Source organism: Cellulomonas persica (assembly GCF_007989825.1).
GTDB lineage: Bacteria > Actinomycetota > Actinomycetes > Actinomycetales > Cellulomonadaceae > Cellulomonas > Cellulomonas persica.
Window position 1 is genome coordinate 37,102 of the sequence record NZ_BJUA01000008.1, and the last position, 26,285, is coordinate 63,386.

The window sequence follows — 26,285 nt, forward strand, 5'->3', positions numbered from 1 at the left end:
GCCGTGCTGATCCCGCGCAGGCTGAAGCACCGCAAGCAGCACCACCCCGGGCGCTCCGGCGCCGCGACCGGTGGCACCACGATCGCGTTCGGCGACTACGGCATCCAGGCTCTCGAGCCCGCCTACGTCACGAACCGCCAGATCGAGGCTGCTCGTATCGCGATGACCCGCCACATCAAGCGTGGCGGAAAGGTCTGGATCAACATCTACCCGGACCGTCCGCTCACCAAGAAGCCTGCCGAGACCCGCATGGGTTCCGGTAAGGGTTCGCCCGAGTGGTGGATCGCCAACGTCAAGCCCGGCCGAGTGATGTTCGAGCTCGCCGGCGTCCCGGAGCCCCTGGCGCGCGAGGCCATGCGCCGCGCGCAGCACAAGCTCCCGATGAAGACCCGTTTCGTGGTTCGCGAGGGTGGTAACTGATGGCTATCGGAACCAAGGACCTGGCTCCCAGCGAGCTGGACGCCTTCGACGACGAGAAGCTGGTCGCCGAGCTGAAGAAGGCCAAGGAGGAGCTGTTCAACCTCCGCTTCCAGTCCGCGACCGGTCAGCTCGAGAGCCACGGGCGGCTCAAGGCCGTGCGTCGCGACATCGCGCGGATCTACACGATCCTGCGCGAGCGCGAGCTCGGTATCCGGACCGCGCCGAGCGCGAGCGAGTGAGGCTGAGATGAACGAGAAGCACACCACCGCCACGGCGGAGCACCGCGCCTATCGCAAGACGCGCCGGGGCTACGTCGTGAGCGACAAGATGGACAAGACCGTCGTGGTCGAGGTCGAGGACCGGGTCAAGCACCCGCTCTACGGCAAGGTCCTGCGCCGCACCTCCAAGGTCAAGGCGCACGACGAGCAGAACACGGCCGGCATCGGCGACCTGGTCCTCATCATGGAGACCCGCCCGCTCAGCGCGTCCAAGCGCTGGCGCCTGGTGGAGATCCTGGAGAAGGCCAAGTAAGATCTCGCGGCTTGCGCTGCGTGAACCGGCTGCTCTCGAGCAGCCTTCCAGTTGCCCACGGGCGGCGGGGAAGTCCTCCGGGACGACCCCGCCGCGACGTGTGCATCACGGCAACTATCCGTTCGGCCAGGCTCGGCCCGTCCCGGGACCGAGAACCCGCCTGACGTCAGGAGTAGGTAGATGATCCAGCAGGAGACGCGGCTTCGCGTCGCCGACAACACGGGTGCGAAGGAGATTCTCTGCATCCGTGTGCTCGGCGGTTCCGGCCGCCGCTACGCCGGGATCGGCGACGTCATCGTCGCCACCGTCAAGGACGCCATCCCCGGCGGCAACGTCAAGAAGGGCGATGTCGTCAAGGCAGTCGTCGTGCGCACCCGCAAGGAGCGCCGCCGCCCGGACGGCTCGTACATCAAGTTCGACGAGAACGCGGCCGTGATCCTCAAGAACGACGGTGAGCCTCGCGGCACGCGCATCTTCGGCCCGGTCGGCCGCGAGCTGCGTGACAAGAAGTTCATGAAGATCATCTCGCTGGCTCCGGAGGTGCTCTGACCATGGCGAAGATCAAGAAGGGCGACCTCGTGGTCGTCATCTCGGGCCGTGACAAGGGCAAGCAGGGCCGGGTGCTCGAGGTCCTGACCGAGACGCAGCGCGTCGTCGTCGAGGGCGTCCAGCGCGTGCAGAAGCACGTCAAGGCCGGCCAGACCTCGCGTGGCACCCGCACGGGTGGCATCGAGACCGTCGAGGCGCCCATCCACATCAGCAACGTGATGCTCGTGGACCCGGAGACCAAGAAGGGCACCCGGGTCGGCTACCGCACCGAGCAGATCGAGCGCGACGGCCGCACGCGGACGGTTCGCGTCCGCGTCGCCAAGCGCTCCGGGAAGGACGTCTGAGATGACTGAGACGACGATCCAGGCTCCGGCGACCCCCCGCCTGAAGGCCAAGTACAACGACGAGATCAAGACGGCGCTCTTCGAGCAGTTCGGCCACGAGAACATCAACCAGGTCGCGCGCCTCGTGAAGGTCGTCGTGAACATGGGTGTGGGCGAGGCCGCCAAGGACTCGAAGCTCATCGACGGCGCGATCCGCGACCTGACCCAGATCACGGGCCAGAAGCCGCAGGTCACGAAGGCTCGCAAGTCCATCGCGCAGTTCAAGCTTCGTGAGGGCATGCCGATCGGTGCGCACGTCACGCTGCGCGGCGACCGTGCCTGGGAGTTCCTCGACCGCCTGCTGTCGACCGCGCTGCCTCGCATCCGCGACTTCCGCGGCCTGTCGCCCAAGCAGTTCGACGGCCACGGCAACTACACGTTCGGCCTCGTGGAGCAGTCCGTGTTCCACGAGATCGACCAGGACAAGATCGACCGCGTCCGCGGCATGGACATCACGGTCGTCACGACGGCGGACACCGACGACGAGGGCCGTGCCTTCCTCAAGCTCCTCGGCTTCCCGTTCAAGGAGGACTGACCCCATGGCGAAGACCGCTCTGATCAACAAGGCGAACGCCAAGCCGAAGTTCGGCGTGCGTGCCTACACGCGCTGCCAGCGCTGCGGCCGTCCGCACTCGGTGTACCGCAAGTTCGGCCTGTGCCGGATCTGCGTGCGGGAGATGGCTCACCGCGGTGAGCTGCCCGGCGTCACCAAGAGCAGCTGGTAATCCCCTCACTTCTCGATCGTCGGTAGGTCCCGGGCCGCAGGACGCGGTCCGGGATACCCCGGCGAGAAAGGGCTGAAGCCCCCATGACCATGACCGACCCGATCGCAGACTTCCTGACCCGTCTGCGCAACGCGAACTCGGCGCACCACGACACGGTGTCGATCCCGTTCTCGAAGCTCAAGTCGCACATCGCGGAGATCCTCCAGGCCGAGGGTTACATCCAGGGCTGGAAGGTCGAGGACGCCCCCGTGGGCAAGAACCTCGTCGTCGAGCTCAAGTACGGCCCGAACCGCGAGCGCGCGCTCGCCGGCGTCAAGCGCGTGTCCAAGCCGGGCCTGCGCGTGTACGCCAAGTCCACCAACCTGCCCAAGGTGCTCGGCGGCCTCGGCGTGGCGATCCTGTCCACGTCCTCCGGCCTGCTCACCGACAAGCAGGCAGCCAAGAAGGGCGTGGGTGGGGAAGTCCTCGCCTACGTCTGGTGATCTGAGACCAGGAAAGGAGCCAAGCCATGTCTCGTATCGGCAGGATTCCCGTCCCGGTCCCGGCTGGGGTGGACGTCAACATCGACGGCGCCGTCGTCACGGTGAAGGGCCCGAAGGGCACCCTCACGCACACGGTCGCGTCGCCCATCGAGGTCAAGCAGGAGGAGGGCACGCTCGTCGTGACCCGTCCTGACGACGAGCGCCTCTCGCGCTCGCTGCACGGCCTGACCCGCACGCTGCTGGCCAACCTGGTCACGGGCGTGACGGAGGGCTACACCAAGAAGCTCGAGATCGTGGGCACGGGTTACCGCGTCACGGCCAAGGGTTCGGACCTCGAGTTCGCCCTCGGCTTCAGCCACCCCGTCGTCGTCTCGCCGCCGGAGGGCATCTCCTTCGTCGTCGAGGCCCCGACCCGCTTCTCGGTGCAGGGCATCGACAAGCAGCAGGTCGGCGAGGTCGCCGCGAACATCCGCAAGATCCGCAAGCCCGAGCCGTACAAGGGCAAGGGTGTGCGCTACGCGGGCGAGAACGTGCGCCGCAAGGTCGGAAAGGCTGGGAAGTAAGCCATGGCGATCAGCATCAAGGGCAAGGGCAAGGCGATCTCGCGCAAGCGTCGTCACCTGCGCCTGCGCAAGAAGGTCGTCGGCACGGCGGCTCGTCCGCGCCTCGTCGTGACGCGTTCCGCGCGCCACATCACGGCCCAGGTCGTGGACGACGCGATCGGTCAGACCGTGGTGTCCGCCTCGACGCTCGAGGCCGACCTGCGCAACACCGACGGCGACAAGTCGGCCAAGGCGAAGAAGGTCGGCGAGCTCGTCGCCGAGCGTGCCAAGGCCAAGGGCATCGACGCGGTCGTGTTCGACCGTGGCGGCAACAAGTACCACGGCCGCGTGGCCGCGGTCGCCGACGGCGCCCGCGAGGGCGGTCTGGCCCTGTGACCACGACGATCCGGAAGAAGAGGACTCACTGATGGCTGCTCCTGCACGCAGCAACACCGGTGCTCAGGGCACCGGCGGCGAGCGCCGCGACGGCGGTCGTCGTGATGGCGGCGGTCGCCGTGGCGACGCCGCAGAGAAGAGCGCGTTCCTCGAGCGCGTCGTGACCATCAACCGCGTGGCCAAGGTCGTCAAGGGTGGCCGCCGGTTCAGCTTCACCGCGCTCGTCGTGGTGGGCGACGGTGACGGCACCGTGGGCGTCGGCTACGGCAAGGCCAAGGAGGTGCCCGCGGCGATCGCCAAGGGTGTCGAGGAGGCGAAGAAGAACTTCTTCCGCGTCCCGCGCATCCAGGGCACCATCCCGCACCCCATCACGGCCGAGGCCGCTGCCGGCATCGTCCACCTGCGCCCCGCCGCGCCCGGTACCGGTGTGATCGCCGGTGGTCCGGTGCGTGCGGTGCTCGAGTGCGCCGGCATCCACGACGTCCTGAGCAAGTCGCTCGGCTCGTCGAACGCGATCAACATCGTCCACGCGACGGTCGAGGCCCTGCGCGGGCTCGAGCAGCCGGAGGCCGTGGCCGCGCGCCGTGGTCTGCCGCTCGAGCACGTCGTGCCGGCCCCGCTCCTGCGGGCGCAGGCCGCCGGCCAGGCCGCCAAGGCCGCCGAGAAGGTGGGTGCGTGATGGCCCGTCTCAAGGTGACGCAGAAGCGCTCCGGCATCGGTGGCAAGCAGAACCAGCGCGACACGCTCCGCACGCTTGGTCTCAAGCGCATCGGCGACGTCGTCGTCAAGGAGGACCGCCCCGAGATCCGCGGCATGGTGAAGACCGTGCAGCACCTCGTCGTGGTCGAGGAGGTCGAGTGACCATGGCTGACGAGAAGAAGGACAAGGCCACGCAGGCCGAGGCCGCTCCCAAGGCCGCCGCCAAGAAGGCTCCGGCCAAGAAGGCGACGACCGAGGCTGCTGCCGAGAAGGCTCCGGCCAAGAAGGCGCCCGCCAAGGCTGCTGCCAAGGAGAAGGCGACCGAGAAGGCGACCGAGGCCGCTCCGGCCAAGGCTGCCGCCAAGAAGGCCCCGGCCAAGACGCAGTCCGCTGCCGCCAAGAAGGCGGCGGAGGCTGCGGCGACGCCGGGTGCCGGCGGCACGCTCAAGGTCCACCACCTGCGTCCCGCCCCGGGTGCCAAGACCGCCAAGACCCGCGTGGGTCGTGGTGAGGCGTCCAAGGGCAAGACCGCGGGCCGTGGTACCAAGGGCACGAAGGCTCGCTACCAGGTGCCGGACCGCTTCGAGGGTGGGCAGATGCCGCTGCACATGCGGCTGCCCAAGCTCCGCGGCTTCAAGAACCCGTTCCGCGTCGAGTACCAGGTCGTCAACCTGGACAAGCTCTCGGCGCTGTACCCCGACGGCGGCGACGTGACCGTTGCCGACCTGGTGGCCAAGGGCGCGGTCCGCAAGGGCCAGCCCGTCAAGGTCCTGGGCGAGGGCGACCTCACCGTCAAGGTCTCCGTGGCCGTGGACGCGTACTCCGCGTCGGCCAAGGAGAAGATCGTCGCCGCCGGCGGCACGATCACCGAGGGCTGACGCCCCCGGCGTCCGTCAGGACGCGCACGACCCCGAAGCGGGCGGTTCCGGACCGGAGCCGCCCGCTTCGTCGTCCCACAAGCGAGCAGGGGACGCGCACCCCGGACGCGGCGCAGCGCGGTCCCGACGGCGACGAGACCGTGCGTGCGCCGGGGGCGCGCAGCGGCGCCGCGTGTCCTCCAGGTGGGCAGCGGACCCAGCGCGGGCGCACAAGGGGCATACTGCTCGTGCTCGCCGCTCGTCGGCGTCGGCGAGCAGGCGGGGAGCAGAGCTGCTCACCCGCGAGGACAGAGCACGGTCGGGTTGCAGGTAGTCTTGCTGCGGCCTTGGCCAGGTCATGGCTGACGACGTGCCGCACGGGCGGCTACCAGGAGGACAGGTGCTAGGCGCATTCGTGCGGGCGTTCCGGACGCCCGACCTGCGGCGGAAGCTGCTCTTCACCATCGGCATCATGGTGGTGTTCCGCATCGGATCCTTCCTGCCCACACCAGGGGTGTCCTACCCCAACGTGCAGCAGTGCATCGACGAGATGGGCTCGGGCAACGACCTGCTGGGCCTCGTGAACCTCTTCAGCGGTGGGGCGCTCCTGCAGCTGTCGGTCTTCGCGCTCGGGATCATGCCGTACATCACGGCGAGCATCATCGTGCAGCTCCTGCGCGTGGTGATCCCCAAGTTCGAGGAGCTGCACAAGGAGGGTCAGGCCGGTACCGCGAAGCTCACGCAGTACACGCGCTACCTGACGATCGCCCTGGCGGTCCTGCAGTCGACGACCGTCATCACGATCGCGCGCAGCGGCCAGCTCTTCGCGGGCTGCACCGTCGACGTGATCCCGGACAGCTCGTGGGTCACGCTCGTGATCATGGTCATCACGATGACCGCCGGTACGGGCCTGATCATGTGGCTCGGCGAGCTCATCACCGAGCGCGGTGTCGGCAACGGCATGTCGCTGCTCATCTTCACGTCGATCGCGGCCAGCTTCCCGACCGCCATGTGGTCGATCGCCGGTGGCAACAACGGCGTCACGAAGTTCGTGGTCGTGCTCGCGATCATCGTCCTGGTCATCGCGCTCGTGGTCTTCGTCGAGCAGAGCCAGCGGCGCATCCCGGTGCAGTACGCCAAGCGCATGGTCGGGCGCCGCATGTACGGCGGGTCGAGCACCTACATCCCGATCAAGATCAACATGGCCGGCGTCATCCCGATCATCTTCGCGTCGTCGCTGCTGGCGATCCCGGGGATCATCGCGCAGTTCGGCGACCAGACCGCGGGCTGGGTCCGCTGGATCTCGCTCAACCTCGCGGCCCAGGACGCCCCGCTGCACCTCGCGCTGTACGTCCTGCTGATCATCTTCTTCTGCTACTTCTACACGGCGATCACGTTCAACCCGGACGAGGTCGCGGACAACATGAAGAAGTACGGCGGGTTCATCCCGGGCATCCGCGCGGGCCGTCCGACCGCCGACTACCTGAGCTACGTCATCTCCCGGATCACCGCGCCCGGTTCGCTGTACCTCGCGATCGTGGCGCTGATCCCGACGATCGCGTTCGTGATCCTCGACGTCGGCTCGAACATCCCGTTCGGCGGCTCGTCGATCCTCATCGTCGTGGGCGTCGGCCTGGAGACCGTCAAGCAGATCGAGTCGCAGCTCCAGCAGCGGCACTACGAAGGGTTCCTCCGATGAGCGCGCGTCTGGTCCTCCTGGGTCCTCCCGGAGCCGGCAAGGGCACGCAGGCCGCCCGCCTCGCCGAGCGCCTGGGCGTCCCGGCGATCTCGACCGGTGACATCTTCCGCACCAACATCAAGGGCGGCACGGAGCTCGGGCGCAAGGCGCAGGAGTACTCCTCGCGCGGCGCGCTCGTGCCCGACGAGATCACCAACGCGATGGTCCGCGACCGGCTCGCGCAGGACGACACCGCGCAGGGCTTCCTGCTCGACGGCTACCCGCGCAACGTCGCCCAGGTCGCCGAGCTCGACGCGATCCTGGCGGACGCTGGTCTGACGCTCGACCTGGCCGTCGAGATCACGGCGGACCCCGAGGTAGTCATCGAGCGCCTGCTCAAGCGCGCGCAGATCGAGGGCCGCGAGGACGACACCGCGGACGTGATCCGGCACCGCCTCGACGTGTACGCCGAGCAGACCGCCCCCATCTCGGGCGTCTATGCCGAGCGCGGCCTGCTCGCGCAGGTCGACGGCATCGGCGACGTCGACGAGGTCACGGACCGCCTGCTGTCGGCGATCGGCTCCGCCGCCCGCTGAGCGGACGGCAGGGACGGGTGGGCGCCGTGTTCGGCCGGGAGAAGATCGAGTACAAGACCCCTGAGCAGGTGCGCGTGATGCGTCGCGCGGGGCTCGTGGTGGCCGACGCGCTCGAGGCGGCGCGAGCCGCCGCCGTCCCGGGGGCGACGACCGCCGACGTGGACGCGGCCGCTGCGCGCGTCATCGAGGCGGCCGGCGCGACGCCATCCTTCCTGGGGTACCACGGGTACCCGGCGACCGTGTGCGTCTCCGTGAACGACGAGGTCGTGCACGGCATCCCGGGCGAGCGCGAGCTCGTCGAGGGTGACGTGGTGTCGATCGACTGTGGCGCGGTCGTCGACGGCTGGCACGGCGACAGCGCGCTGTCGTTCGTGCTCGGGTCCGGCGACCCGGCCGACGTCGAGCTCGTCGAGACCGGCGAGGAGGCCCTGTGGGCCGGCATCGCCGCGCTCGCCGGCGCGGACCGGCTGGGCGTCGTGGGTGACGCGGTCGAGGACGTGATCGACGCCGCGCACGCGGCGGGCCGCAACGGGGGAGTGCGCTTCGGCGTGGTCGAGGACTACGTGGGGCACGGCATCGGCTCGGCCATGCACCAGCCGCCGGACGTGCTGAACTACCGCACGCGGGACCGCGGCGCGAAGGTGCGCCCCGGTCTGTGCGTCGCCGTCGAGCCGATGATCGTGCGTGGCGACGAGGCGAACCGTGTCCTGGCCGACGACTGGACGGTCGTCACCGAGGACGGCTCACGCGCGTCCCACTGGGAGCACACCGTGGCGATCCTCGAGGAGGGGATCTGGGTGCTGACCGCGCGCGACGGCGGGGCAGCGGGCCTCGCCCGCCACGGCGTGGTGCCGACCCCTCTGGCCTGACGACGCCACCCGGGGCACCGAGCGCGTCCGCGCGCTGCGCGCGGCGGCCTCGCACCTGGGCGGCGGGGACCTTCGCGCCCGCGCCCGTGCAGATCAGCGTCCCCTGGCGCTGACCGCCGCCCGCCCGCCGCGCGCACGGCACGGGGCGGGCGGCTCACGAGGCGGAGGTCACGTCGTCGCGTCCGTGGAGCGGTTTCGTCGAACGGGTGGCATGGCGTAAAGTAGCCCGTTGGGTGTGTGCGCTCTGTTCGTCGTACGTGTTCGGGAGACCGGCCGGGCGAGACGGGGCAGCGCCCGCTCCCTTCCATGATCTCGACGACGGACCGGCGTCCCGCCGGTGCGCGTGGATGTCGTGGTGCTCGACAAGGACCGACAGTTAGCGGAGGACATGGCGAAGAAGGACGGCGTCATCGAGATCGAGGGCAGCGTCGTCGAGGCGCTCCCGAATGCGATGTTCCGTGTGGAGCTCACCAACGGCCACAAGGTGCTCGCCCACATCTCGGGCAAGATGCGACAGCACTACATCCGGATCCTCCCCGAGGACCGGGTCGTGGTGGAGCTGAGCCCGTACGACCTGTCCCGCGGTCGCATCGTCTACCGCTACAAGTAATCACCACGAGAACGCCGTCGGCCCCGTGAGGGCGCGCGGCGGCGGAGGAATCACGCGATGAAGGTCAAGCCCAGCGTCAAGAAGATCTGCGACAAGTGCAAGGTGATCCGCCGGCACGGTCGCGTCCAGGTGATCTGCGAGAACCTGCGTCACAAGCAGCGCCAGGGCTGACGCCCCGGCGGCGTCTCGCCGCACCACGCCCCGTGCGCTCGGGGCACGCACCACGGACCGTCAGGTCCGGCAAGCGCATCGTCGCTCCGGCGGCCGCACCCCAGGTCTGATCCACGAGGTCGGACCCACGGGACGGCGCCGGCGAACCCTCGGCTCGGAGGCCGAGGCCCGCAGCACGCGGGAAGACGGTGCGGAAGACCTCCGAGCAGTTACAGGAGCCACCAGGCACATGGCACGTCTTGTTGGAGTGGACCTCCCCCGCGAGAAGCGGCTGGAGATCGCGCTCACCTACATCTACGGGGTCGGCCGCACGCGCGCCAAGCAGACCCTCGCCGCCACCGGCATCTCGGGCGACCTGCGGGTCAAGGACCTCGGGGACACCGAGCTCGTCGCTCTCCGCGACCACCTCGAGGCGAACTACAAGCTCGAGGGTGACCTCCGCCGTGAGGTCGCAGCGGACATCCGCCGCAAGGTCGAGATCGGCTGCTACGAGGGCCTGCGTCACCGCCGTGGCCTTCCCGTGCGCGGTCAGCGCACGAAGACCAACGCGCGTACCCGCAAGGGCCCGAAGCGCACCGTCGCCGGCAAGAAGAAGGCCGGGCGCAAGTAACGCCCCCGCTGCCGGCAGCCCGATCCGTAGAGAGAAGAAGAGCAGATGCCTCCCAAGTCCCGCACCGCTGTGCGCAAGCCGCGCCGCAAGGAGAAGAAGAACGTCTCCCACGGCCAGGCGCACATCAAGAGCACGTTCAACAACACGATCATCTCGATCACCGACCCCTCGGGTGCTGTGATCTCGTCGGCGTCGTCCGGCCAGGTCGGCTTCAAGGGCTCGCGCAAGTCGACGCCGTTCGCCGCGCAGCTCGCTGCCGAGGCCGCCGCCCGTCGTGCGCAGGAGCACGGCATGCGCAAGGTCGACGTCTTCGTCAAGGGCCCGGGTTCGGGCCGTGAGACGGCGATCCGTTCGCTGCAGGCCGCTGGCCTCGAGGTCGGTTCGATCCAGGACGTGACGCCGCAGGCGCACAACGGCTGCCGCCCGCCGAAGCGCCGCCGCGTCTGACCGACATCCGTACCGGGCCGAGCCCCTGCCCGGCCCGGTACGGATGCACGCGGCTCACAGACTCATCCCCTGGCATGCGGACCGAGGCATGACCGGGAACGCAACACCTGCGTGGCGTCATATGGCGGACGTCCGCTGAGAGGAATCACACCGTGCTGATCGCACAGCGCCCCACCCTGACCGAAGAGGTCATCTCGGAGATCCGCTCGCGGTTCTCCATCGAGCCGCTCGAGCCCGGCTTCGGCTACACGCTCGGCAACTCGCTCCGCCGGACGCTGCTGTCCTCCATCCCCGGTGCCGCCGTCACGTCGATCCGCATCGACGGCGTCCTGCACGAGTTCTCGACCGTGCCGGGGGTCAAGGAGGACGTCACCGAGATCATCCTCAACATCAAGAACCTCGTCGTCTCCTCGGAGAACGACGAGCCCGTCGTGATGTACCTGCGCAAGCAGGGCCCCGGCGACGTCACCGCCGCGGACATCGTGCCGCCCGCCGGTGTCGAGGTGCACAACCCCGACCTGCACCTGGCGACGCTGAACGACAAGGGCAAGCTCGAGATCGAGCTGACCGTCGAGCGTGGCCGTGGTTACGTGTCCGCCGCGCAGAACAAGTCCTACGACGCCGAGATCGGTCGCATCCCGGTCGACTCGATCTACTCGCCGGTCCTCAAGGTGACCTACAAGGTCGAGGCGACGCGTGTCGAGCAGCGCACAGACTTCGACAAGCTGATCGTCGACGTCGAGACGAAGGCCGCGATCAGCCCGCGCGACGCGCTCGCGTCGGCCGGCAAGACGCTCGTCGAGCTGTTCGGTCTGGCTCGCGAGCTCAACGTCGAGGCGGAGGGCATCGAGATCGGCCCGTCGCCGACGGACGCGGCGCTGGCCGCGGACCTGGCGCTGCCGATCGAGGACCTGCAGCTGACGATCCGGTCGTACAACTGCCTCAAGCGTGAGGGCATCCACACGGTCGGCGAGCTCGTCGCCCGGTCGGAGGCCGACCTCCTGGACATCCGGAACTTCGGCGCCAAGTCGATCACCGAGGTCAAGGAGAAGCTTGCCGAGCTCGGCCTGACCCTCAAGGACAGCCCGCTCGACTTCGACCCGTCCGCGTCGGCGTACTACGGCGACGACGAGGGCGACTTCGTCGAGGACGAGCAGTACTGACATCAGCGGTCCAGTACTGACTCGGTACTGACGAAGAACTTCAAGGAGAACTGACCATGCCCACGCCCACCAAGGGTCCCCGGCTCGGTGGCGGTCCCGCGCACGAGCGGCTGATCCTCGCGAACCTCGCGACCCAGCTGTTCGAGCACGGCCGCATCACGACGACCGAGGCGAAGGCCAAGCGCCTGCGTCCGCTCGCCGAGCGCCTCATCACGTTCGCGAAGCGCGGCGACCTGCACGCGCGTCGTCGCGTGCTGACCGTCGTCAAGGACAAGAGCGTCGTGCACGTGCTCTTCACCGAGATCGCCCCGGCACTGGCCGAGCGCAACGGTGGCTACACGCGCATCACGAAGATCGGTCCGCGCAAGGGTGACAACGCGCCCCTCGCCGTGATCGAGATCGTGCGCGAGCCGCTCTCGCCGAAGCAGGCCGTCGTCAAGGAGGCCACGAAGGCCACTGCGAAGGCCGCGCCGAAGGCGAAGAAGGCCGACAAGGCTGAGGACGCCCAGGTCGAGGACGCCAAGGTCGAGGAGACCGTCGTCGAGGACGCTCCCGTCGCCGACGAGGCGCCCGCCGAGGACAAGGCCGACGACAAGGCCTGAGTCCCTACGCAACGTCGAGGGCCCGGACACCGTGTGGTGTCCGGGCCCTCGTGCGTTGCCGCGCGGTGTCTGCTCGGTCGTGCCATCGCTGCCCGGGCCTCGTCGCCCCGCCTGGCGACGCAGCTCTGGGGAGCGACGTCCGTCGATGACGTCAGCGCTTCACAGGAACAGGCAGAAGGGGTGGCCGGACGGGTCGAGCAGCACGCGGACGTCGTCCTGCGGTTGCACCTCCGCGAGCGTCGCCCCGGCCTCGACCGCCCAGGCGGCCGCCGCGTCCAGGTCCTCGACCCGGATGTCCAGGTGCTCGGTGGCGTTCTGCCCGCCGGGGACCGCGGGCCAGACCGGACGTCGGAACTGCACCTCGCCCTCGAAGTTGAGGGTCGGCCCGTCCGGCACGCGCACCTGCGCCCAGCCGGGACCCGCGGCCGTCGCCGGGTCGTCGGCCGTGACCGAGCCGCCGAGGAGCCGCGCGTAGAACGCCGCGAGCCGGCCGGGTTCGTCCGTGCCGATCGTGACGGACGTGAGCCGCAGGGTGGGCCTGTCCATGCGTCCTCCGGTGGGTCGACGACCGGGCCACGCTACGCCGCGCGCGAACCGGGCGCGACGAGGAGGGCGGGCACCCGCGCGGGGTAGCCGCCCTCCTCGTCCGTCGTTCTCGTGCGCTCCTGGCCGCGCGTCGGGTCGGCCGTGCGTCAGCTCCGCCGGGTGTGCGTCAGACCCGCCGGCGTCGGACCGCCAGGACCACGACACCCGAGAGGAGCACGAGCAGCCCGGCCGCCAGCAGTCCGACGACGTCGCTCCCGGTCACGGCGAGGTCGTCGCCGTCGTCGGGCTCCGTTCCGCTGGTCGGGGCCGGGGTGGGCGCGGGCTCGTCACCCGGGTCCGCCGGGTCCGTCGGGTCGGTGACGGGTGCGGTGGGCGTCGGCGTGGGGGAGGGCGCCGCGGCGGGCAGGACCTGCACCGTGGCGGTCCCGATGGCGCCTGAGGCGGCTTCGACGACGACGGTGTGCGTGCCCACGGGCGTGTCGGCGGGCACGGTCACGCGCAGGCTGAGCTCACCCGTGGCGTCCGCCTGCGTGCGGGCGAGGAGCCGTGGCGTCGAGTGCAGCCAGACCTCGACCTGCTCGTCGGGCTGCAGCCCGGACGCCCGGACGTCGAGGGACCCACCGACGGCCGCGCTCGTGACCGACAGGGCGACGGCGACGGCTCGGGGCTCGACGTCGATCGTCACCTCGTGGACCGCGTCGGCGTCCACGCCGTTGTGCGCGGTGAGGGTCACGGTCGACGTCCCCGGGTCGCGCGGCGTGCCGACGAGGCGGCCCCCGCCCGTCGCGGGGATCCAGCTGAGGCCCGCGGGCAGACCCGCGGCGGTGACGCTCGGGACGGGGTAGCCGGTCGCGGCGAAGGTCTCGTCGACCGCGTCGTCCTGCGTGAGCCGCAGGTCGGTCGGGCCGGTGAGGCCTGCGGGTGCCTCGACGACGACCGTCCACGCGACCGTGAGGTCCGCGGCCGAGCCGTTCGCGAGTGTGAGCTCGACGTCGTGCGTGCCGGTCGCGGTCGTCGTGCCCGTCAGGCGCAGCTCGCCGGCGACGAGGGCGACGTCGAGCCCGTCCGGCAGGCCGCTGGCCGTGAGGGTCGGCGTGGGGTGCCCGGTCACGGTCGTGAGGGCGACGTCGACGGGAGCACCCGAGCGCACGGTCGTCGTGCCGTCGGTGTCCGCGGCGCTCGGGGCGGCGGTCACGACGAGGTCGATCGTGAGCGTGTCCGTCCCGGCGGTGTTCGTGGCGGTGACCTCGACCGCCTCGTCGGCGCCCTGGTGGGCCGCGTCGGGCGTCGCGGTGAACGTCGCGGTGGTCGAGTCGAACGCGAGCCACGACGGCAGCGCGGACGTCGTCAGGGACGGGGCGGGGTAGCCCGTGGGCGTGAGCGTCAGCGTGCTCGTCGTGCCCGCCGGGAACGTGGCGGTGCGGTCGGCGCCCAGGGCCGGGGTCGAGTGCACGTGCAGCGCGACGCTCGTGCTCGCTGGCGTGCCCACGCCGTTGTCGGCCGTGAGCGTGACGGTGTGCGCACCGTCCTGCGTGGGCGTCCCGACGATGCGCGAGCCGCTGCCGTCGGTCACGAGCGCGAGCCCGTCGGGCAGCCCGTCGGCGGTGACCGTCGGAGCGGGGTACCCGCCCGTGACGACGACGATCGGCGCGATCGCCTCGTCGACGTCCGTCGTGACGGTGCTCGGCGCGTCGACGGTCGCCGGGTCCTGCACGACGACGGTCCACTCGGCCTCGTCGGTGCCGACGACCGACTCGAGCTCGACCGTGACCTCGAACGTGCCGGTCTGCGCCGGCGTGCCGACGAGCCGCACCGACGAGCCGTCCTGCGCGAGCGTGAGGCCCGCGGGGAGCCCGGTCGCGGTCGCGGTGGGTGTCGGGTGGCCGGCGACCGTGAAGGCGGCGACGTCGGCGGCCACGAGGTGGCGCAGGGTCGTCGTCGTGGGGGCCGCGGCGAAGCTCGGGGCCGCGGTGACGTCGAGCGTCATGGTCACCGGGTCCACCCCGATCGAGCCGGACCCGAACGTGACCTCGAGCTGGACCGTGTAGCGGCCGGGCGTCGTCGGCGTGCCGGAGACCGTGCCCGCGGCACCGTCGAGCACGAGGCCTGCCGGCAGGCCGCTGGCCTCGAGCGTGGGCCGCGGGTAGCCGCCCACGGTGATGGGCAGCGTCGCCGCGACACCCATCGGGATCGCCAGGGACGTCGGCGCCGAGAGCGACGCAGGTGCCGTGATCTCGAGCGGGAACTGCGCCGTGTCGGTGCCGTGCGCGTTCGTCGCGGTGATCGTGGCGGAGTACGTGCCGGTGGCGGTCGGCGTGCCCGTCAGGGTGACCTCGCCGTCGGCGACCGTCGCGACGACGCCCGGTGGCAGGTCCGTGACCTCGATGTCCGGCGCGGGGTGGCCGCTGAACGTCGCGATCGTCCACTCGGTCATGTCGGCGTCGACGAGGCCCGTGTAGCCGCCGAGCTGGAGCGCGATGGACGGCGGCGCGGTGACCGTGACCCGCACGAGCGTGCTCGCGGCGCCCGCGGGGTTCGACGCGTCGACGTGGTACGGGCCGAACACGCCCGCGACGCCTGCCGGCGGAGAGGCGACGAACGTGCCGGTCCCGGCGTCGAAGTCGAGCCACGACGGCAGCGTCTCGCGGATCGACAGCGTCGGCGCGTAGTACCCGCTCCACTCGACCACCAGCGACTCGGAGGCACCCGCCGCGACCGTCAGCATCGACGACGACTGGGCGAACGCCGGCGGCCGCATCGTCGTGAGCTCCATGTCCCGCGACACGGGCGAGCCGACGCCGTTGTCCGCGGTGACGCGGACGGTGATCGTCCCGGACGTGGTCGGCGTCCCCACCACCGTGACGACGCCGGGCGTGCTCGTGTCGAACGAGACCCCCGTCGGCAGCGACGCCCCGTCGAGGACCGACGTGGTGAGCGTGGGCGTGGGATACCCGGTGACGGTGAACGTCGCGTCGGAGAAGGGGTACCCGACCACCGTCGCCGCCGACGCGGGCGCGGCGATCACCGGCGCCGCCTGGACCGTCCAGGCCCAGCTGGCGGTGGCCGTCCCGTACGGGTTCGTGGCGCTGATCGTCGCGGTGCCGGATGCCTCGGAGGTGCTCGTCGGGCGGGTCGGCGTCCCGGTGATCGCCACGGAGGTGGCGCTCGAGCGCACGACCGACAGCCCTGCGGGCAAGCCTGTCGCCGACGCCGAGCTCACGTCGGCCACCGTCAGCGGCAGCGTCGTGGGCACCCCGGCGGTGACGACGGTCGTGGTGGGCGCGGTCACCGTGGGTCGCGCACCGTGGGTGATCGTGAAGTCGTCGACCGCGGTGCCCCACGCGTTGGCGACGGACACCCTGACCGAGACCGAGCCGTCCGTGGTCGGAGCGGTGCCACTGAGAACCCCGTCGGCGTAGCTCGCCCAGGCCGGCAGGTCCTCGAACGAGACCGTCGGCGCGGGGTAGCCGGTCGTCGTGATCGGGATCTCGAAGTCCTCGCCGCGGGCCACCGTGAGGTCGGGGACGGCAGCCACCGTGGGCTCCGAACCGACGACGACCTGGGTGCTGAGCGGCGCGGTCCGGTAGGCGTTGCCCACGGTCGTCGTCACCGTGTAGGTGCCGGTGGCCGTGGGGGTGCCGGTGAGCCGGACGTCCGAGCCCGACATCGACAGGGAGGTGCCCGGGGGCAGCCCCGTGGTCGGCCCGAGGATCGAGGACGCGGGCGTGGAGGTCGCGGTGCCGATGCTCGCACTGGTGACCGTGTCGAGCGTCGCGGTCGCGCCGGTGGAGGTGACCGACACGGGTGACGGGACCACCACGGGGATGGTCGCGTCCGCGGTGAGCGCGTTCGCGACGTCGGCGTGCAGCGTGATCGTGCTGTCGGCGTAGGCCGTGCCAGGGTTGCCCGAGAGCGAGACGGTCGTCGTCGAGCCGGACTTGCTCGTCGTGACCGTCATCCAGGTCGGCTTCCCCGAGGTGACACTGACGTCCGGTGCGGGGTTGCCGGTCACGGTGACGGTGCGGGTCGTGGACGTCGACGGCGGGAAGACGAGCGCGTCCGTGCCGGCGAACGCGGGCGCCTGGTAGACCGGCTCGCCGACGTTCGTGCCGATGCCCTCGAACGTCACGGAGACGTTCCGGTTCGACTCCGTCGCCGAGACGAACAGGGTGATCTTCTTGACCCGGCTGCGGTCGAAGCCCGACGGGAAGCTGAAGACCGCCACGTCGCCGACGTAGGCGGGCGCGTAGCGGATCGTGAGCCAGTCACCGGCGGCCCCGCCGTTGCGCGTGAGGCCGTTGGCGCTCGCGACCTTGCCGTTCACGTCCTCGGCGGCGACGCCGAAGCTCACGGCCGACGGCTGGTTCGGCGTCACGTCGCGGTAGCGGAGCTCGAGGCGGTCCGCGCCGCCCTGCTCGAGGTTCACCAGCGAGTCCGCGGTCCAGGTGACCTGGGCGTTCGCGTAGTTGCACCCGATCGAGTCGGGCACCCGCGCGTCGATCTTCATCGTCCCGGTGCCCATCGTCAGGGTGTTGTTGCCCGACGGCGTGCACGAGTAGTTCCCCGGGACCAGGGCCCGCGTCCCGATCGCGTTGCCGGCGAAGTCGTCGACGCTGAACGCGACCTCGGCGGCGGCGGCGGCGGGTGCGGCGAGCCCCGCGACGAGCGTCGTCAGGGCGAGCGTGGCGGTGGCGAGCGCTGCGGTGGCGCGCCGAAGTGGGGCAGGGATGCGCATGGGGTCCTCGCGACGGGTGCGCTCGTGGTGGGGGAGTCCACCGAGCGTCGACGCGACGACGCTACGGACCAACGTCCCGGTTCGACATGCCCCAGATCAGTCATGTCGGAATCACGGGGGTTGGTCCTGGGCCGAACGGGTGGGACGCGCGGCGCGGTGTCCGCGATACGGTCGGCGGATGGGGGACGTGGGGGTGGTGCTCGTCCACGGCGTGCGCACGTCGCGCACCATGTGGCGGCCGCAGACGGAGGCGCTCGCCCGCGCCGGGATCCCGACGACGGCGGTCGACCTGCCGGGTCACGGTACGCGCGCCGACGAGCGGTTCAGCGTCGACGCGGCGGTCGCGACGATCGCCGACGCGGTCGGCGCGCTCGGCGGGAAGGCGCTCGTCGTCGGGCTGTCGCTCGGCGGGTACGTCGGGGTCACGTACGCCGCCCGGCACCCCGAGCAGGTCGTCGGCCTGGTCGCCGCGGGGTGCTGCACGCGGCCGCGGCGCGTGCTCGTCGGCGGGTGGGCGGCGCTCGCGGCGGCGCTCGCGCGGCTCCCCGACCGCGGTGCGGGCCTCAACGACGCGTTCGTGCGCCTCATGCTGCCCGCGACGGCAGGGGCGGACCTGGCCGCAGGCGGTTTCGCGCTCGATGTCATGGCCGACGTGCTGCGCGAGGTCGGCGCGCTGGACCCCGTGGCGGACCTCGCCCGGGTCCGCGTCCCGGTCTGGCTCGTCAACGGCCGCTACGACCACTTCCGCGGCGACGAGCGTGCGTACCTCGCCGCGTGCGGCGACGGGCGGCTCGTCGTCGTCCCGGGCGCGACGCACCTGGTGAGCGTCGTCGCGCCCGTGCGGTTCACGCGCGTCGTGCTGGAGGCGTACGACGAGGTGTGCCGGTTGCCGCTGGACGCCCAGACGGGTGCCCAGCGCGTGGCTGCGCAGCCCGCGGTCCCTCAGCGGACGGGCTCGGCGGGGTAGCGCAGCGTCCCGTCGACCACGCGCGCGTCGGGGTGCAGCGGGTGAGGCACGGCCTTGCCCGGACCCATGAGGTGCAGCACGTGCCAGCCGCGCACCGTGAGGTCGTCCGCGATGAGCCGGCGGTGGCAGCGCCACCAGACCGCCTCGGCGCACATCACCGCGCACCGCTCGCCCCGCGCGCGGGCCGTCAGCTCGCCGCGCGCGGAGCGGTACTCCTCGCTCGTGAGGTGGTCCGCGTAACCCCGGAACGCGGCGACGCGCCAGGCGTCGTTGGGCGAGTCCGGCGCGGGCGTGCGGCGGCCCCCGAGGCCGGGCAGCGGAAGGTAGGCGTCGCCGAGCCGCTCACGCAGCGCGTCGGGCGAGTACTGCGGGTTGCGCCGCGAACCGGCGAACCGGCGCACGTCGACCAGGCAGGTCACGCCGGCCTCCTCGAGCATCGCGCGCAGCTCGTCGAACGGTCGCGTCGAGTGACCGACCGTCCACACCGTCCCGGGACTCTCGCTCATCGCGCCATCCTGCCCACGCGGTGCACGAGGGGCGCGTCGAGCGTCAGTCGATCAGCCGGGCGTCGTGCATCGCACGCGCGAACGCGCCATCGACGACGACGTCGACCTTGTCGTCCGTGTACTGCGTGACCTGCTGCAACGTGCCGTCCGTCGAGCGGTAGTAGACGTGCGGGCTCATCGTCCCCGGCTGCGTCTCGCCCGCCTTCCCGAGCTGCGCCATGAGGTGCAGCGCGTGGACCACCGTCGCGTCCCGCAGCACGTGCACCGCGAGGAACGCGCGCGAGGGCAGCACGACGAGCGTGCCGAACGGCCGGTCGGTCAGGCCGACCGAGTCGAGCAGCTCGTCGTGCACGAGCACGCGCGAGGCGCCGAAGAAGTCGGGCGCCTCGAACAGGTGGACGTCGTGGTCGAGCGTCTCGTGCATCGGGGCGGGCAGCGTGCGCAGGCCCGCGAGCGCGGCCTCGCCGGTCACGTCCCAACCGCCGACTCGCGTGTCGTCGTACAGGATCGAGACGGCCTCCGGGTAGTCGATCGCGGCGCGCACGCACAGCCCGCCGCCGAGCTGCGGGCCCGCCGCGGGCACGACCCGCGGCAGGTCCGCCTCGACCATGACCCGCGCGACGAGCAGGTCGGCGACCTCGTCGTACGTCGCCCCGGCGCGCTCACGCGCGAGTGCCAGCGACGCCACGTGGCCGTCGACGACCGACTGCCACTGCCCGCGGTCCTGCTGCGCGAGGATCGCGGCGAGGTTCGTCAGGCCGTACTCCTTGCCGTCGGCGTCGACCAGGTGGTCGGGGCGTACGGCCACGCCGGGCACGCCGATGCCGGCGAACGCCTCGGCCGCGACCCCGCGCAACCAGTCCGCGTCGGCGCGGGTGAGGGGAGCGAGCGCGTCGTCGGGTGCGTCACCGCTCTGAGCAGGGGTGTCGTCGTCACGTCGTCGGGAGAACCAGCCCATGGCGAGACACCGTAACGCCCCGCCGCCCGCCGTCGGACATCACAGCGCGCGTCAGGGTCGCGTCAGCGTCCAGGCGCGCACCCCGCCGACGATCCCCGCCTGGTTCGGTACGACGACGACGTCGTCCCCGAGCCGCTCGAGCACTGTGGGCGTCACGTGGCGGGCGTTGCCCCCGCCCAGGTACAGGCGGTCCCAGTGGAACACCGGTCGGAAGCCTTCGACGACGCGCTGCACGCGCCGCGACCACAGCGCGTTGCCGAGCCGTCGGCGCTCCGGCTGCCCGATGAACTCGTCGTAGGTGACCAGTCGCCGCACGGGCGCGTGCGACAGCTCGAGGTGCGGGGCGATGGACCCGCCGTCGAACAGCGCCGAGCCGAGCCCGGTGCCGAGCGTGAGCACCAGCTCGAGCCCCGTCCCGGAGACCACGCCCGCGCCGTGCACCTCGGCGTCGTTCAGCACGATCGTCGGCAGCCCGAGCCCGTCCTCGAGCATCGCGCGCACGTCGCAGCCCGACCACGCGACGACGAGGTCGGGGTCGACCGCGGTGCGCGGCCCGTGCCGCGTGACGTAGTGCGGCGTCGCGACGACCACGCCGTGCCGGATCATCCCCGGCATCCCGACCGTCAGGCGGTCCGCGCGCGGCAGGTCCGCCGCGATACCCGCGATCGTGTCGACGAGCCGCTGGGGCGGCAGCGGGTACGGCGTGGGCACGCGCACCGCGGGCGCGTGCAACGTCCCGGCGGCGTCGAGCACCGACGCCTTGATGCCTCCCCCGCCGCAGTCCACGGCGAGCGTGTACGGATCGGTCCCAGGCACACCGCCACGCTAGACGACACCGCGCCCCGACGAGGCGGCGCATCCGGGCGGCAGGTCAGCGCGTCGTCACCGCGGGGAGTCGAGCTTCTTGGCAGCGGTGCCCGATCCGGCAGTCCCCGGAGGCGGCGTCCTCGGAGCGAGGTCGCGCGCGTCTGGGTGCGCGGGAGGGCCGGTAGCGTGGTGGGGTGACTGCCGTGCGCCTGCGTCTGGACCTCGCGTACGACGGGAGCGACTTCGCCGGGTGGGCGCGGCAGCCCGCGCTGCGCACCGTGCAGGGCACGCTCGAGGACGGGCTCGCGACGGTCCTGCGCACCGGACCGCGCGGGGTGGCGGCACCGCGGCTCGTCGTCGCGGGACGCACCGACGCCGGGGTGCACGCACGCGGGCAGGTCGCTCACGTGGACGTGGACGACGAGGCGCTCGCGGCGGCGCGCGGACGCAGCGAGCGCGACCCGCTCGACGCGCTGGTCACGCGCCTGGCGGGGGTGCTCCCGCCGGACCTCGTCGTGCACCGCGTGACGCTCGCGCCGGCGGGGTTCGACGCGCGGTTCTCCGCGCTGCGCCGCCGGTACACCTATCGCATCTGCGACGACGCCGCGGCGCGAGACCCCCTGACGCGCAGCCACGTGCTGTGGCACACCCGCGCGCTGGATGTCGACGCGATGCACGGGGCGGCCGCGCCGCTCGTCGGGCTGCACGACTTCGCGGCGTACTGCAAGCCGCGCCCGGAGGCGACGACGATCCGCACCCTCGAGCGCTTCGAGTGGGCCCGGCCGACGGACGGCGCCGACGCCGGCCTGGTCGTCGCGACCGTGCAGGCCGACGCGTTCTGCCACTCGATGGTCCGCTCGCTCGTCGGCGCGAGCCTCGCCGTGGGCGAGGGACGGCGAGCGGTGACGTGGCCCGCGGAGCTGCTCGAGGCGCGACGCCGGGACGCGGCCGCGCACGTCGTCGCGGCGCACGGGCTGACGCTCGAGGCGGTCGAGTACCCGCCCGACGACGAGCTCGAGGCGCGCGCCGGGCAGACGCGTGCGCGCCGCGGTGCCGACGAGGTGGCGCCGGCGGCCGGCTGCTGCTGACTCGCGGGGCGTGGCGGTCGACGCCGCACGCGGCCAGGATGAGGGATGAGTCACCTTCGGGTGTGCTGAGCCCGTCGTCCCACGTCCGACGCGCGACGGCGGGAGGGCCTGAAGGTGGACCGGTACCCGCACGTCGAGAGGTCACGCCATGACGGACGCGCCCGAGCTCGTCGCCCACGCCGAGACCCCGGACACGGTGCTCGCGACCCTCGGGACCACGCCCGACGGGCTCACGCAGGCGGAGGCCGAGCGTCGCCTCGCGCAGGTCGGGCCGAACCGGCTGCCGGAGCCGCCGCGCAAGAACGCCGTGGTGCGGTTCCTCGTGCACTTCGACGACGTGCTCATCTACATCCTGCTGGCCGCTGCGGTGCTCAAGGCGATCCTGGGCGACTGGGTCGACTTCGCGGTGATCCTCGCGGTCGCGGTCGCCAACGCGGTCGTCGGGTTCGTGCAGGAGGGGCGCGCGGACAAGGCGCTCGCGGGCATCGCGACGATGCTCTCGCTCGAGGCGGACGTGCGGCGCGACGGCGAGTGGCGCACGGTCGCCGCCGACGACCTGGTCCCCGGCGACGTGGTGCGTGTGCGGTCGGGCGACCGCGTGCCGGCGGACGCGCGGCTCGTCGAGGCGACGACGCTGCAGGTCGAGGAGGCCGCGCTCACGGGCGAGTCGGTGCCCGCCGACAAGGACGTCGAGCCCGTCGGCGCGGACGCGGGGGTCGGCGACCGGTCCTCGATGCTGTTCTCGGGGACGATCGTCACGACGGGCCGCGGGATCGCGGTCGTCACCGCCACGGCCGGGGCCACGGAGATCGGGCGCATCCAGCAGCTCGTCGCGGAGGTCGACCACCTCGACACCCCGCTCACGCGTCAGCTCGCGCGGCTCGGCAAGCAGCTGAGCTGGCTCATCCTGGCCATGGCCGCGGCGATGCTCGTGATCGGGCGCGTGATCCACAGCTTCGCGCTCGACGAGCTCGTGTCCGCGGCGATCGGGTTCGCGGTCGCCGCGGTCCCGGAGGGGCTGCCCGCGCTCGTGACCGTGACGCTCGCACTCGGCGTGCAGCAGATGGCCCGACGCAACGCGATCACGCGCAAGCTCACGTCCGTCGAGGGGCTCGGCTCGGTCACCACCGTCTGCTCGGACAAGACCGGCACGCTCACCCGCAACGAGATGACGGTGCGCACGGTCGTCACGCCAGAGGCCACGTACGACGTGGAGGGCCTCGGGTACGAGCCCGTCGGCGCGGTGCGCGTGCACGACGACGACGGGCCCGGGGCAGTGGTCGCGCTCGACGACCGCGCGGACCTGGCCGCGCTCGTCGCCGCGGGTGTCCTGTGCAACGACGCGCGTGCCGTGCACACCGACGGGCACTGGGGGATCGTCGGGCAGCCCACGGAGGGTGCGGTCGTGGTGCTCGGCGACAAGCTGGGCCACCGCGCGGCGGCCGAGCGGCTCGCGCAGGTCCCGTTCGAGTCGTCGACGAAGTTCGCCGCGACGCTCGACAAGCTGGGCGACGGCACGCGCGCCGTGCACGTGCTCGGCGCCCCCGACCGCCTGCTCGACCGTTGCACGACGCAGCGCGACGACTACGGCTCGGCGCCCCTGGACACCGCGTACTGGGAGCGGCAGATCGACGAGCTCGGTGGGCAGGGGCTGCGTGTGCTCGCCGCGGCCCGGCGCGACGCGACGGACGAGTCCGCGCTGACCGGCGACGACGTCGGCACCGAGCTCGAGCTGCTCGGCCTGTTCGGGATCGTCGACCCGCCGCGTCCCGAGGCGGTCGAGGCGATCGCCGACTGCCACCGCGCGGGCATCCGGGTCAAGATGATCACGGGCGACCACGCCGGCACCGCGCTGGCGATCGCGCGCGAGCTCGGCATCGTCGGCGGGCACGTCGCGGGGGTCGCCGACGAGGAGCGCGACGACGTCGACGTCCTCACGGGCGCCGAGCTCGAGGCCATGAGCAACGAGCAGCTGCGTCGGCGCGTGCGCGGCGTCGACGTGTTCGCGCGCACGTCGCCCGAGCACAAGATCCGGATCGTGCGCGCGCTGCAGTCGCACCGCGAGGTCGTCGCGATGACCGGCGACGGCGTCAACGACGCTCCCGCGCTCACGCGCGCGGACATCGGCATCGCGATGGGCATCAAGGGCACCGAGGCCACCAAGGAGGCCGCGGACATCGTCCTCGCGGACGACAACTTCGCGACGATCGAGCGCGCGGTCGAGGAGGGGCGGCGGATCTACGACAACATCCGCAAGTCCGTGGCGTTCCTGCTCCCGACGAACGGTGCGCAGTCGCTCGTCATCCTCGTCGCGGTGCTCCTGGGCCTGGCGCTGCCGCTGACGCCCGTGCAGATCCTGTGGGTCAACCTCATCACCGCGGTCACCCTGTCGCTCGCGCTCGCGGGCGAGCCCGCCGAGCCCGACATCATGAGCCGCCCGCCGCGCGCACCGGACGCGCACGTGGTCTCGCCGCGCTCGCTCGCGCTGATCCTCGTCGCGTCGGTGGTGATCGGCGCCTCGACCCTGGCGGTGTTCGTGCTCGAGAAGGAGCAGTTCGGGGTGACCGACGAGCGCGCGCAGACCTCCGCGGTCGCGATGCTCGCGCTCGGGCAGCTCGCGTACCTGCTCAACTGCCGGTTCCTGGGCACGACGAGCCTGACGTGGCGCGTCCTCGTCGGGAACCGGCTGGTGTGGCTCTCGGCCGGTGCGCTGCTCGTGCTGCAGCTCGTCTTCACGTATGCGCCGTTCATGCACGACTGGTTCGGGTCCGCGCCCATCGCGCCGCGCGACTGGGGGATCACCGTCGTCGGCGCGGTGATCGTGTTCCTGCTCGTCGAGGCCGCGAAGTCGGTGACCCGCCGCGCCCTGCCCGAGTGACTCGTCCTGCCGGATCGACACCCGGCCGGGCGGTCGGCGAGGAACCGGTCAGCCGAGGAACACCTGCGCGCACAGCGGGCCGTGCTCGCCGGTGACGCACCCGACGCCGATCGAGGTGTACCCGGGCCGCAGGATGTTCTCGCGGTGGCCGGTCGAGGCGAGCCAGCCCTCGACGGCGGCCTGCGCGTCCGGGTAGCCGAGCGCGAGGTTCTCGCCCACCGCGCCGGCGGCGCAGGACTTGACCACCGGGTCGAGCGGGTCGTGCTCGAAGCGGTCCTCGGCGACGAGGACGGCCGCCCGGCTCACCGCCTGCTCGGTCGCGCACGGCGACACCGCCAGCTCGGCCAGGCCCGCCTCGCGGCGCGCGGCGTTCGTGAGCTCGACCACCGCCTCGGCGTACGCGGTGTCGGCGGACGGCTCGTCGGGCTCGTCGGCGCGGGAGGTCGGCGCCGTCGTCGGTGCGCTCGTGGGCGCGGCCGGGTGCGCCGAGGTCGGTTCGGCGGCGGGTGACGTGGCGGCGCGCGCGGCGTCCTGCGCCGGGGCGGTCGCGGACGCGTCGGCGTCCGACGAGGGGGACGCGGACGGTGCCGGGTCCGCGGTGGTGCTCGGCTCGCCACGTCCAGCCGACCGGCTCGCCGTGCGGTCCGGACCGCGTCCGGCCGCGTCGCCGGTCGGACGGTCCCCGACGAGCTCGACGACGGCGGCGCCGATGTCGACCTCGTCGTGGCTCGGGCCGAGCAGCAGAGGAACGCCGAGCGCGGCCGCCACCGCGAGGGTGAGCGTGGCGGTCGCCTCGGCGAGCAGACGTCGACGCGTCGCGCGGGCACGCCGCCACCGGCGGTGTCGACGCAGGTCACGGCGGCGAGGGTCGCGAGCGGAAACCGGCACGAACCGGACGTTATCGGATCGTGACCTGGCGGGGGAACCTCTCGCGAGCCGCTCGTCCGGGTGCCTGCGGGTGTCCGCGGGTGTCTCCGGACGGGTCGGACGGGTCAGGTGGGTGCGGTCAGTCCTCGTCGCGGTACGACTGGTCGACGTACACCTCGTCGACCAGGTGCATCGCGGCCTCCTCGGCGCTGGCCGCGCCGCCCGAGACGCCCTCGTCGCGCGCGAACGCATCCGTCCCGCCCGCCTCGACGGCGTCGTCGTCGGCGCTCAGCCGGCCCGCGCGGTCCTGCTCGCGGTCACCCGCGACGCGCGGCGCGGCCTCCCAGATCTCGGGCTCCTCCTGCGTGATCCGCTGGTCGATCGTCTCGCGGTGCTTCTCCTCCCACGCGGTCTCGCCGTAGTGCGAGCGGTTGTCGCGCTCGGGCGGGGAGTAGCCCTCGTCGAGGAGGTCGTCGACGCCGCGGTCGACCAGCGTGTCCTCGCGCGGGAGCTGGTCGGTGTCCCCGTCGGAACCCGTGGCCGGGTCGAAGCTGGTGGCAGGCGTGTCGCTCATGTCACGACGATGTCACCGTGCGGGCGAGC

At 72.0% G+C, this 26,285-nt stretch carries 32 protein-coding genes; 25 read left to right on the top strand and 7 right to left on the bottom strand.

Annotation, left to right across the window (positions count from 1 at the left end):
* Positions 1-3 precede the first annotated feature (3 nt).
* The 22 genes from rplP (at position 4) to rplQ (ending at position 12,330) form a co-directional block, all read left to right on the top strand.
* Positions 4-420: a 50S ribosomal protein L16 gene (gene rplP, locus CPE01_RS09310; protein ID WP_146806383.1), complete on the top strand. Its 417-nt coding sequence runs from the start codon at positions 4-6 to the stop codon at positions 418-420.
* Positions 420-659, top strand: coding sequence for a 50S ribosomal protein L29 (rpmC, locus tag CPE01_RS09315; RefSeq protein ID WP_146806384.1), 240 nt, complete (start codon positions 420-422; stop codon positions 657-659). The genes rplP and rpmC overlap by 1 nt, the downstream gene beginning before the upstream one ends.
* A gap of 7 nt (positions 660-666) precedes the next feature.
* Complete coding sequence (rpsQ, locus tag CPE01_RS09320; protein WP_048342534.1) at positions 667-951, top strand: 30S ribosomal protein S17; 285 nt, start codon at positions 667-669, stop codon at positions 949-951.
* Positions 952-1,131: 180 nt separating this feature from the next.
* Positions 1,132-1,500 (top strand): 50S ribosomal protein L14, encoded by a 369-nt coding sequence (rplN, locus tag CPE01_RS09325; protein ID WP_013882866.1) that lies wholly within the window; start codon positions 1,132-1,134, stop codon positions 1,498-1,500.
* A gap of 2 nt (positions 1,501-1,502) precedes the next feature.
* On the top strand, positions 1,503-1,844 hold the full coding sequence (gene rplX / locus CPE01_RS09330) for a 50S ribosomal protein L24 (RefSeq protein WP_146806385.1): 342 nt from the start codon (positions 1,503-1,505) through the stop codon (positions 1,842-1,844).
* Position 1,845: 1 nt separating this feature from the next.
* Positions 1,846-2,418, top strand: a complete 573-nt coding sequence (gene rplE / locus CPE01_RS09335; RefSeq protein ID WP_146806386.1) for a 50S ribosomal protein L5 — start codon at positions 1,846-1,848, stop codon at positions 2,416-2,418.
* 4 nt (positions 2,419-2,422) lie between these two features.
* On the top strand, positions 2,423-2,608 hold the full coding sequence (locus tag CPE01_RS09340) for a type Z 30S ribosomal protein S14 (RefSeq protein ID WP_146806387.1): 186 nt from the start codon (positions 2,423-2,425) through the stop codon (positions 2,606-2,608).
* Positions 2,609-2,691: 83 nt separating this feature from the next.
* A complete protein-coding gene (rpsH, locus tag CPE01_RS09345) occupies positions 2,692-3,090 on the top strand; it encodes a 30S ribosomal protein S8 (protein ID WP_146806388.1) in 399 nt (132 codons plus the stop codon).
* A 26-nt stretch (positions 3,091-3,116) separates the two neighbouring features.
* Positions 3,117-3,653: a 50S ribosomal protein L6 gene (rplF, locus tag CPE01_RS09350; RefSeq protein ID WP_146806389.1), complete on the top strand. Its 537-nt coding sequence runs from the start codon at positions 3,117-3,119 to the stop codon at positions 3,651-3,653.
* 3 nt (positions 3,654-3,656) lie between these two features.
* Positions 3,657-4,028 carry a 50S ribosomal protein L18 gene (gene rplR, locus CPE01_RS09355; protein ID WP_146806390.1) on the top strand — a complete coding sequence of 124 codons (372 nt, stop codon included), beginning with the start codon at positions 3,657-3,659 and terminating at the stop codon, positions 4,026-4,028.
* A gap of 31 nt (positions 4,029-4,059) precedes the next feature.
* Entirely contained in the window at positions 4,060-4,707 is a 648-nt protein-coding gene (gene rpsE / locus CPE01_RS09360) for a 30S ribosomal protein S5 (RefSeq protein WP_146806391.1), read from the top strand.
* Positions 4,707-4,889 carry a 50S ribosomal protein L30 gene (gene rpmD / locus CPE01_RS09365; protein WP_094180742.1) on the top strand — a complete coding sequence of 61 codons (183 nt, stop codon included), beginning with the start codon at positions 4,707-4,709 and terminating at the stop codon, positions 4,887-4,889. The genes rpsE and rpmD overlap by 1 nt, the downstream gene beginning before the upstream one ends.
* A 2-nt stretch (positions 4,890-4,891) precedes the next feature.
* Positions 4,892-5,605: a 50S ribosomal protein L15 gene (gene rplO, locus CPE01_RS09370; protein ID WP_146806392.1), complete on the top strand. Its 714-nt coding sequence runs from the start codon at positions 4,892-4,894 to the stop codon at positions 5,603-5,605.
* A 379-nt stretch (positions 5,606-5,984) separates the two neighbouring features.
* A complete protein-coding gene (gene secY / locus CPE01_RS09375; protein ID WP_146806393.1) occupies positions 5,985-7,283 on the top strand; it encodes a preprotein translocase subunit SecY in 1,299 nt (432 codons plus the stop codon).
* Complete coding sequence (locus tag CPE01_RS09380) at positions 7,280-7,858, top strand: adenylate kinase (protein WP_146806394.1); 579 nt, start codon at positions 7,280-7,282, stop codon at positions 7,856-7,858. The genes secY and CPE01_RS09380 overlap by 4 nt, the downstream gene beginning before the upstream one ends.
* A gap of 26 nt (positions 7,859-7,884) precedes the next feature.
* The gene (gene map / locus CPE01_RS09385; protein ID WP_146806495.1) at positions 7,885-8,727 is read left to right on the top strand and encodes a type I methionyl aminopeptidase; all 843 of its coding nucleotides are present in this window, start codon (positions 7,885-7,887) and stop codon (positions 8,725-8,727) included.
* A 388-nt stretch (positions 8,728-9,115) separates the two neighbouring features.
* The gene (gene infA / locus CPE01_RS09390) at positions 9,116-9,337 is read left to right on the top strand and encodes a translation initiation factor IF-1 (protein ID WP_013770189.1); all 222 of its coding nucleotides are present in this window, start codon (positions 9,116-9,118) and stop codon (positions 9,335-9,337) included.
* Positions 9,338-9,394: 57 nt separating this feature from the next.
* Positions 9,395-9,508 (top strand): 50S ribosomal protein L36, encoded by a 114-nt coding sequence (rpmJ, locus tag CPE01_RS09395; RefSeq protein ID WP_013117849.1) that lies wholly within the window; start codon positions 9,395-9,397, stop codon positions 9,506-9,508.
* Positions 9,509-9,737: 229 nt separating this feature from the next.
* Complete coding sequence (gene rpsM, locus CPE01_RS09400; RefSeq protein ID WP_146806395.1) at positions 9,738-10,118, top strand: 30S ribosomal protein S13; 381 nt, start codon at positions 9,738-9,740, stop codon at positions 10,116-10,118.
* A 45-nt stretch (positions 10,119-10,163) separates the two neighbouring features.
* Positions 10,164-10,565 (top strand): 30S ribosomal protein S11, encoded by a 402-nt coding sequence (gene rpsK / locus CPE01_RS09405; protein ID WP_019136350.1) that lies wholly within the window; start codon positions 10,164-10,166, stop codon positions 10,563-10,565.
* 152 nt (positions 10,566-10,717) lie between these two features.
* Positions 10,718-11,728, top strand: a complete 1,011-nt coding sequence (locus CPE01_RS09410; protein WP_146806396.1) for a DNA-directed RNA polymerase subunit alpha — start codon at positions 10,718-10,720, stop codon at positions 11,726-11,728.
* A 56-nt stretch (positions 11,729-11,784) separates the two neighbouring features.
* Positions 11,785-12,330, top strand: coding sequence for a 50S ribosomal protein L17 (rplQ, locus tag CPE01_RS09415; protein ID WP_146806397.1), 546 nt, complete (start codon positions 11,785-11,787; stop codon positions 12,328-12,330).
* A gap of 159 nt (positions 12,331-12,489) precedes the next feature.
* Here rplQ and CPE01_RS09420 read toward each other — a convergent pair whose 3' ends face one another.
* Positions 12,490-12,876 (bottom strand): VOC family protein, encoded by a 387-nt coding sequence (locus CPE01_RS09420; protein WP_146806398.1) that lies wholly within the window; start codon positions 12,874-12,876, stop codon positions 12,490-12,492.
* A 166-nt stretch (positions 12,877-13,042) separates the two neighbouring features.
* Positions 13,043-17,611 (bottom strand): beta strand repeat-containing protein, encoded by a 4,569-nt coding sequence (locus CPE01_RS09425; protein WP_146806399.1) that lies wholly within the window; start codon positions 17,609-17,611, stop codon positions 13,043-13,045.
* 178 nt (positions 17,612-17,789) lie between these two features.
* Between CPE01_RS09425 and CPE01_RS09430 the strand changes: the two genes are divergently transcribed.
* Positions 17,790-18,578, top strand: a complete 789-nt coding sequence (locus CPE01_RS09430; protein ID WP_146806400.1) for an alpha/beta fold hydrolase — start codon at positions 17,790-17,792, stop codon at positions 18,576-18,578.
* On the opposite strand, the gene CPE01_RS09435 is transcribed toward CPE01_RS09430, so the two are convergent.
* The 3 genes from CPE01_RS09435 to CPE01_RS09445 are packed head-to-tail and all read right to left on the bottom strand — an operon-like array spanning position 18,554 to position 20,858.
* Positions 18,554-19,084, bottom strand: coding sequence for a DUF488 domain-containing protein (locus tag CPE01_RS09435; protein WP_146806401.1), 531 nt, complete (start codon positions 19,082-19,084; stop codon positions 18,554-18,556). The two genes, CPE01_RS09430 and CPE01_RS09435, sit on opposite strands and share 25 nt — an antisense overlap.
* A gap of 43 nt (positions 19,085-19,127) precedes the next feature.
* Positions 19,128-20,042 carry a hypothetical protein gene (locus CPE01_RS09440; RefSeq protein ID WP_146806402.1) on the bottom strand — a complete coding sequence of 305 codons (915 nt, stop codon included), beginning with the start codon at positions 20,040-20,042 and terminating at the stop codon, positions 19,128-19,130.
* 51 nt (positions 20,043-20,093) lie between these two features.
* Positions 20,094-20,858, bottom strand: a complete 765-nt coding sequence (locus CPE01_RS09445; RefSeq protein ID WP_146806403.1) for an ROK family protein — start codon at positions 20,856-20,858, stop codon at positions 20,094-20,096.
* Between the two features lie 185 nt (positions 20,859-21,043).
* Between CPE01_RS09445 and truA the strand changes: the two genes are divergently transcribed.
* Both truA and CPE01_RS09455 read left to right on the top strand, forming a co-directional pair.
* Positions 21,044-21,937, top strand: a complete 894-nt coding sequence (truA, locus tag CPE01_RS09450) for a tRNA pseudouridine(38-40) synthase TruA (RefSeq protein WP_146806404.1) — start codon at positions 21,044-21,046, stop codon at positions 21,935-21,937.
* Between the two features lie 148 nt (positions 21,938-22,085).
* A complete protein-coding gene (locus tag CPE01_RS09455) occupies positions 22,086-24,815 on the top strand; it encodes a cation-translocating P-type ATPase (protein ID WP_146806405.1) in 2,730 nt (909 codons plus the stop codon).
* 48 nt (positions 24,816-24,863) lie between these two features.
* Here the strand turns inward: CPE01_RS09455 and CPE01_RS09460 are convergent, their stop codons facing one another.
* Both CPE01_RS09460 and CPE01_RS09465 read right to left on the bottom strand, forming a co-directional pair.
* Positions 24,864-25,703, bottom strand: a complete 840-nt coding sequence (locus tag CPE01_RS09460) for a CAP domain-containing protein (protein ID WP_186811485.1) — start codon at positions 25,701-25,703, stop codon at positions 24,864-24,866.
* A 118-nt stretch (positions 25,704-25,821) separates the two neighbouring features.
* A complete protein-coding gene (locus CPE01_RS09465) occupies positions 25,822-26,256 on the bottom strand; it encodes a DUF5709 domain-containing protein (protein ID WP_146806407.1) in 435 nt (144 codons plus the stop codon).
* Positions 26,257-26,285: the final 29 nt, after the last annotated feature.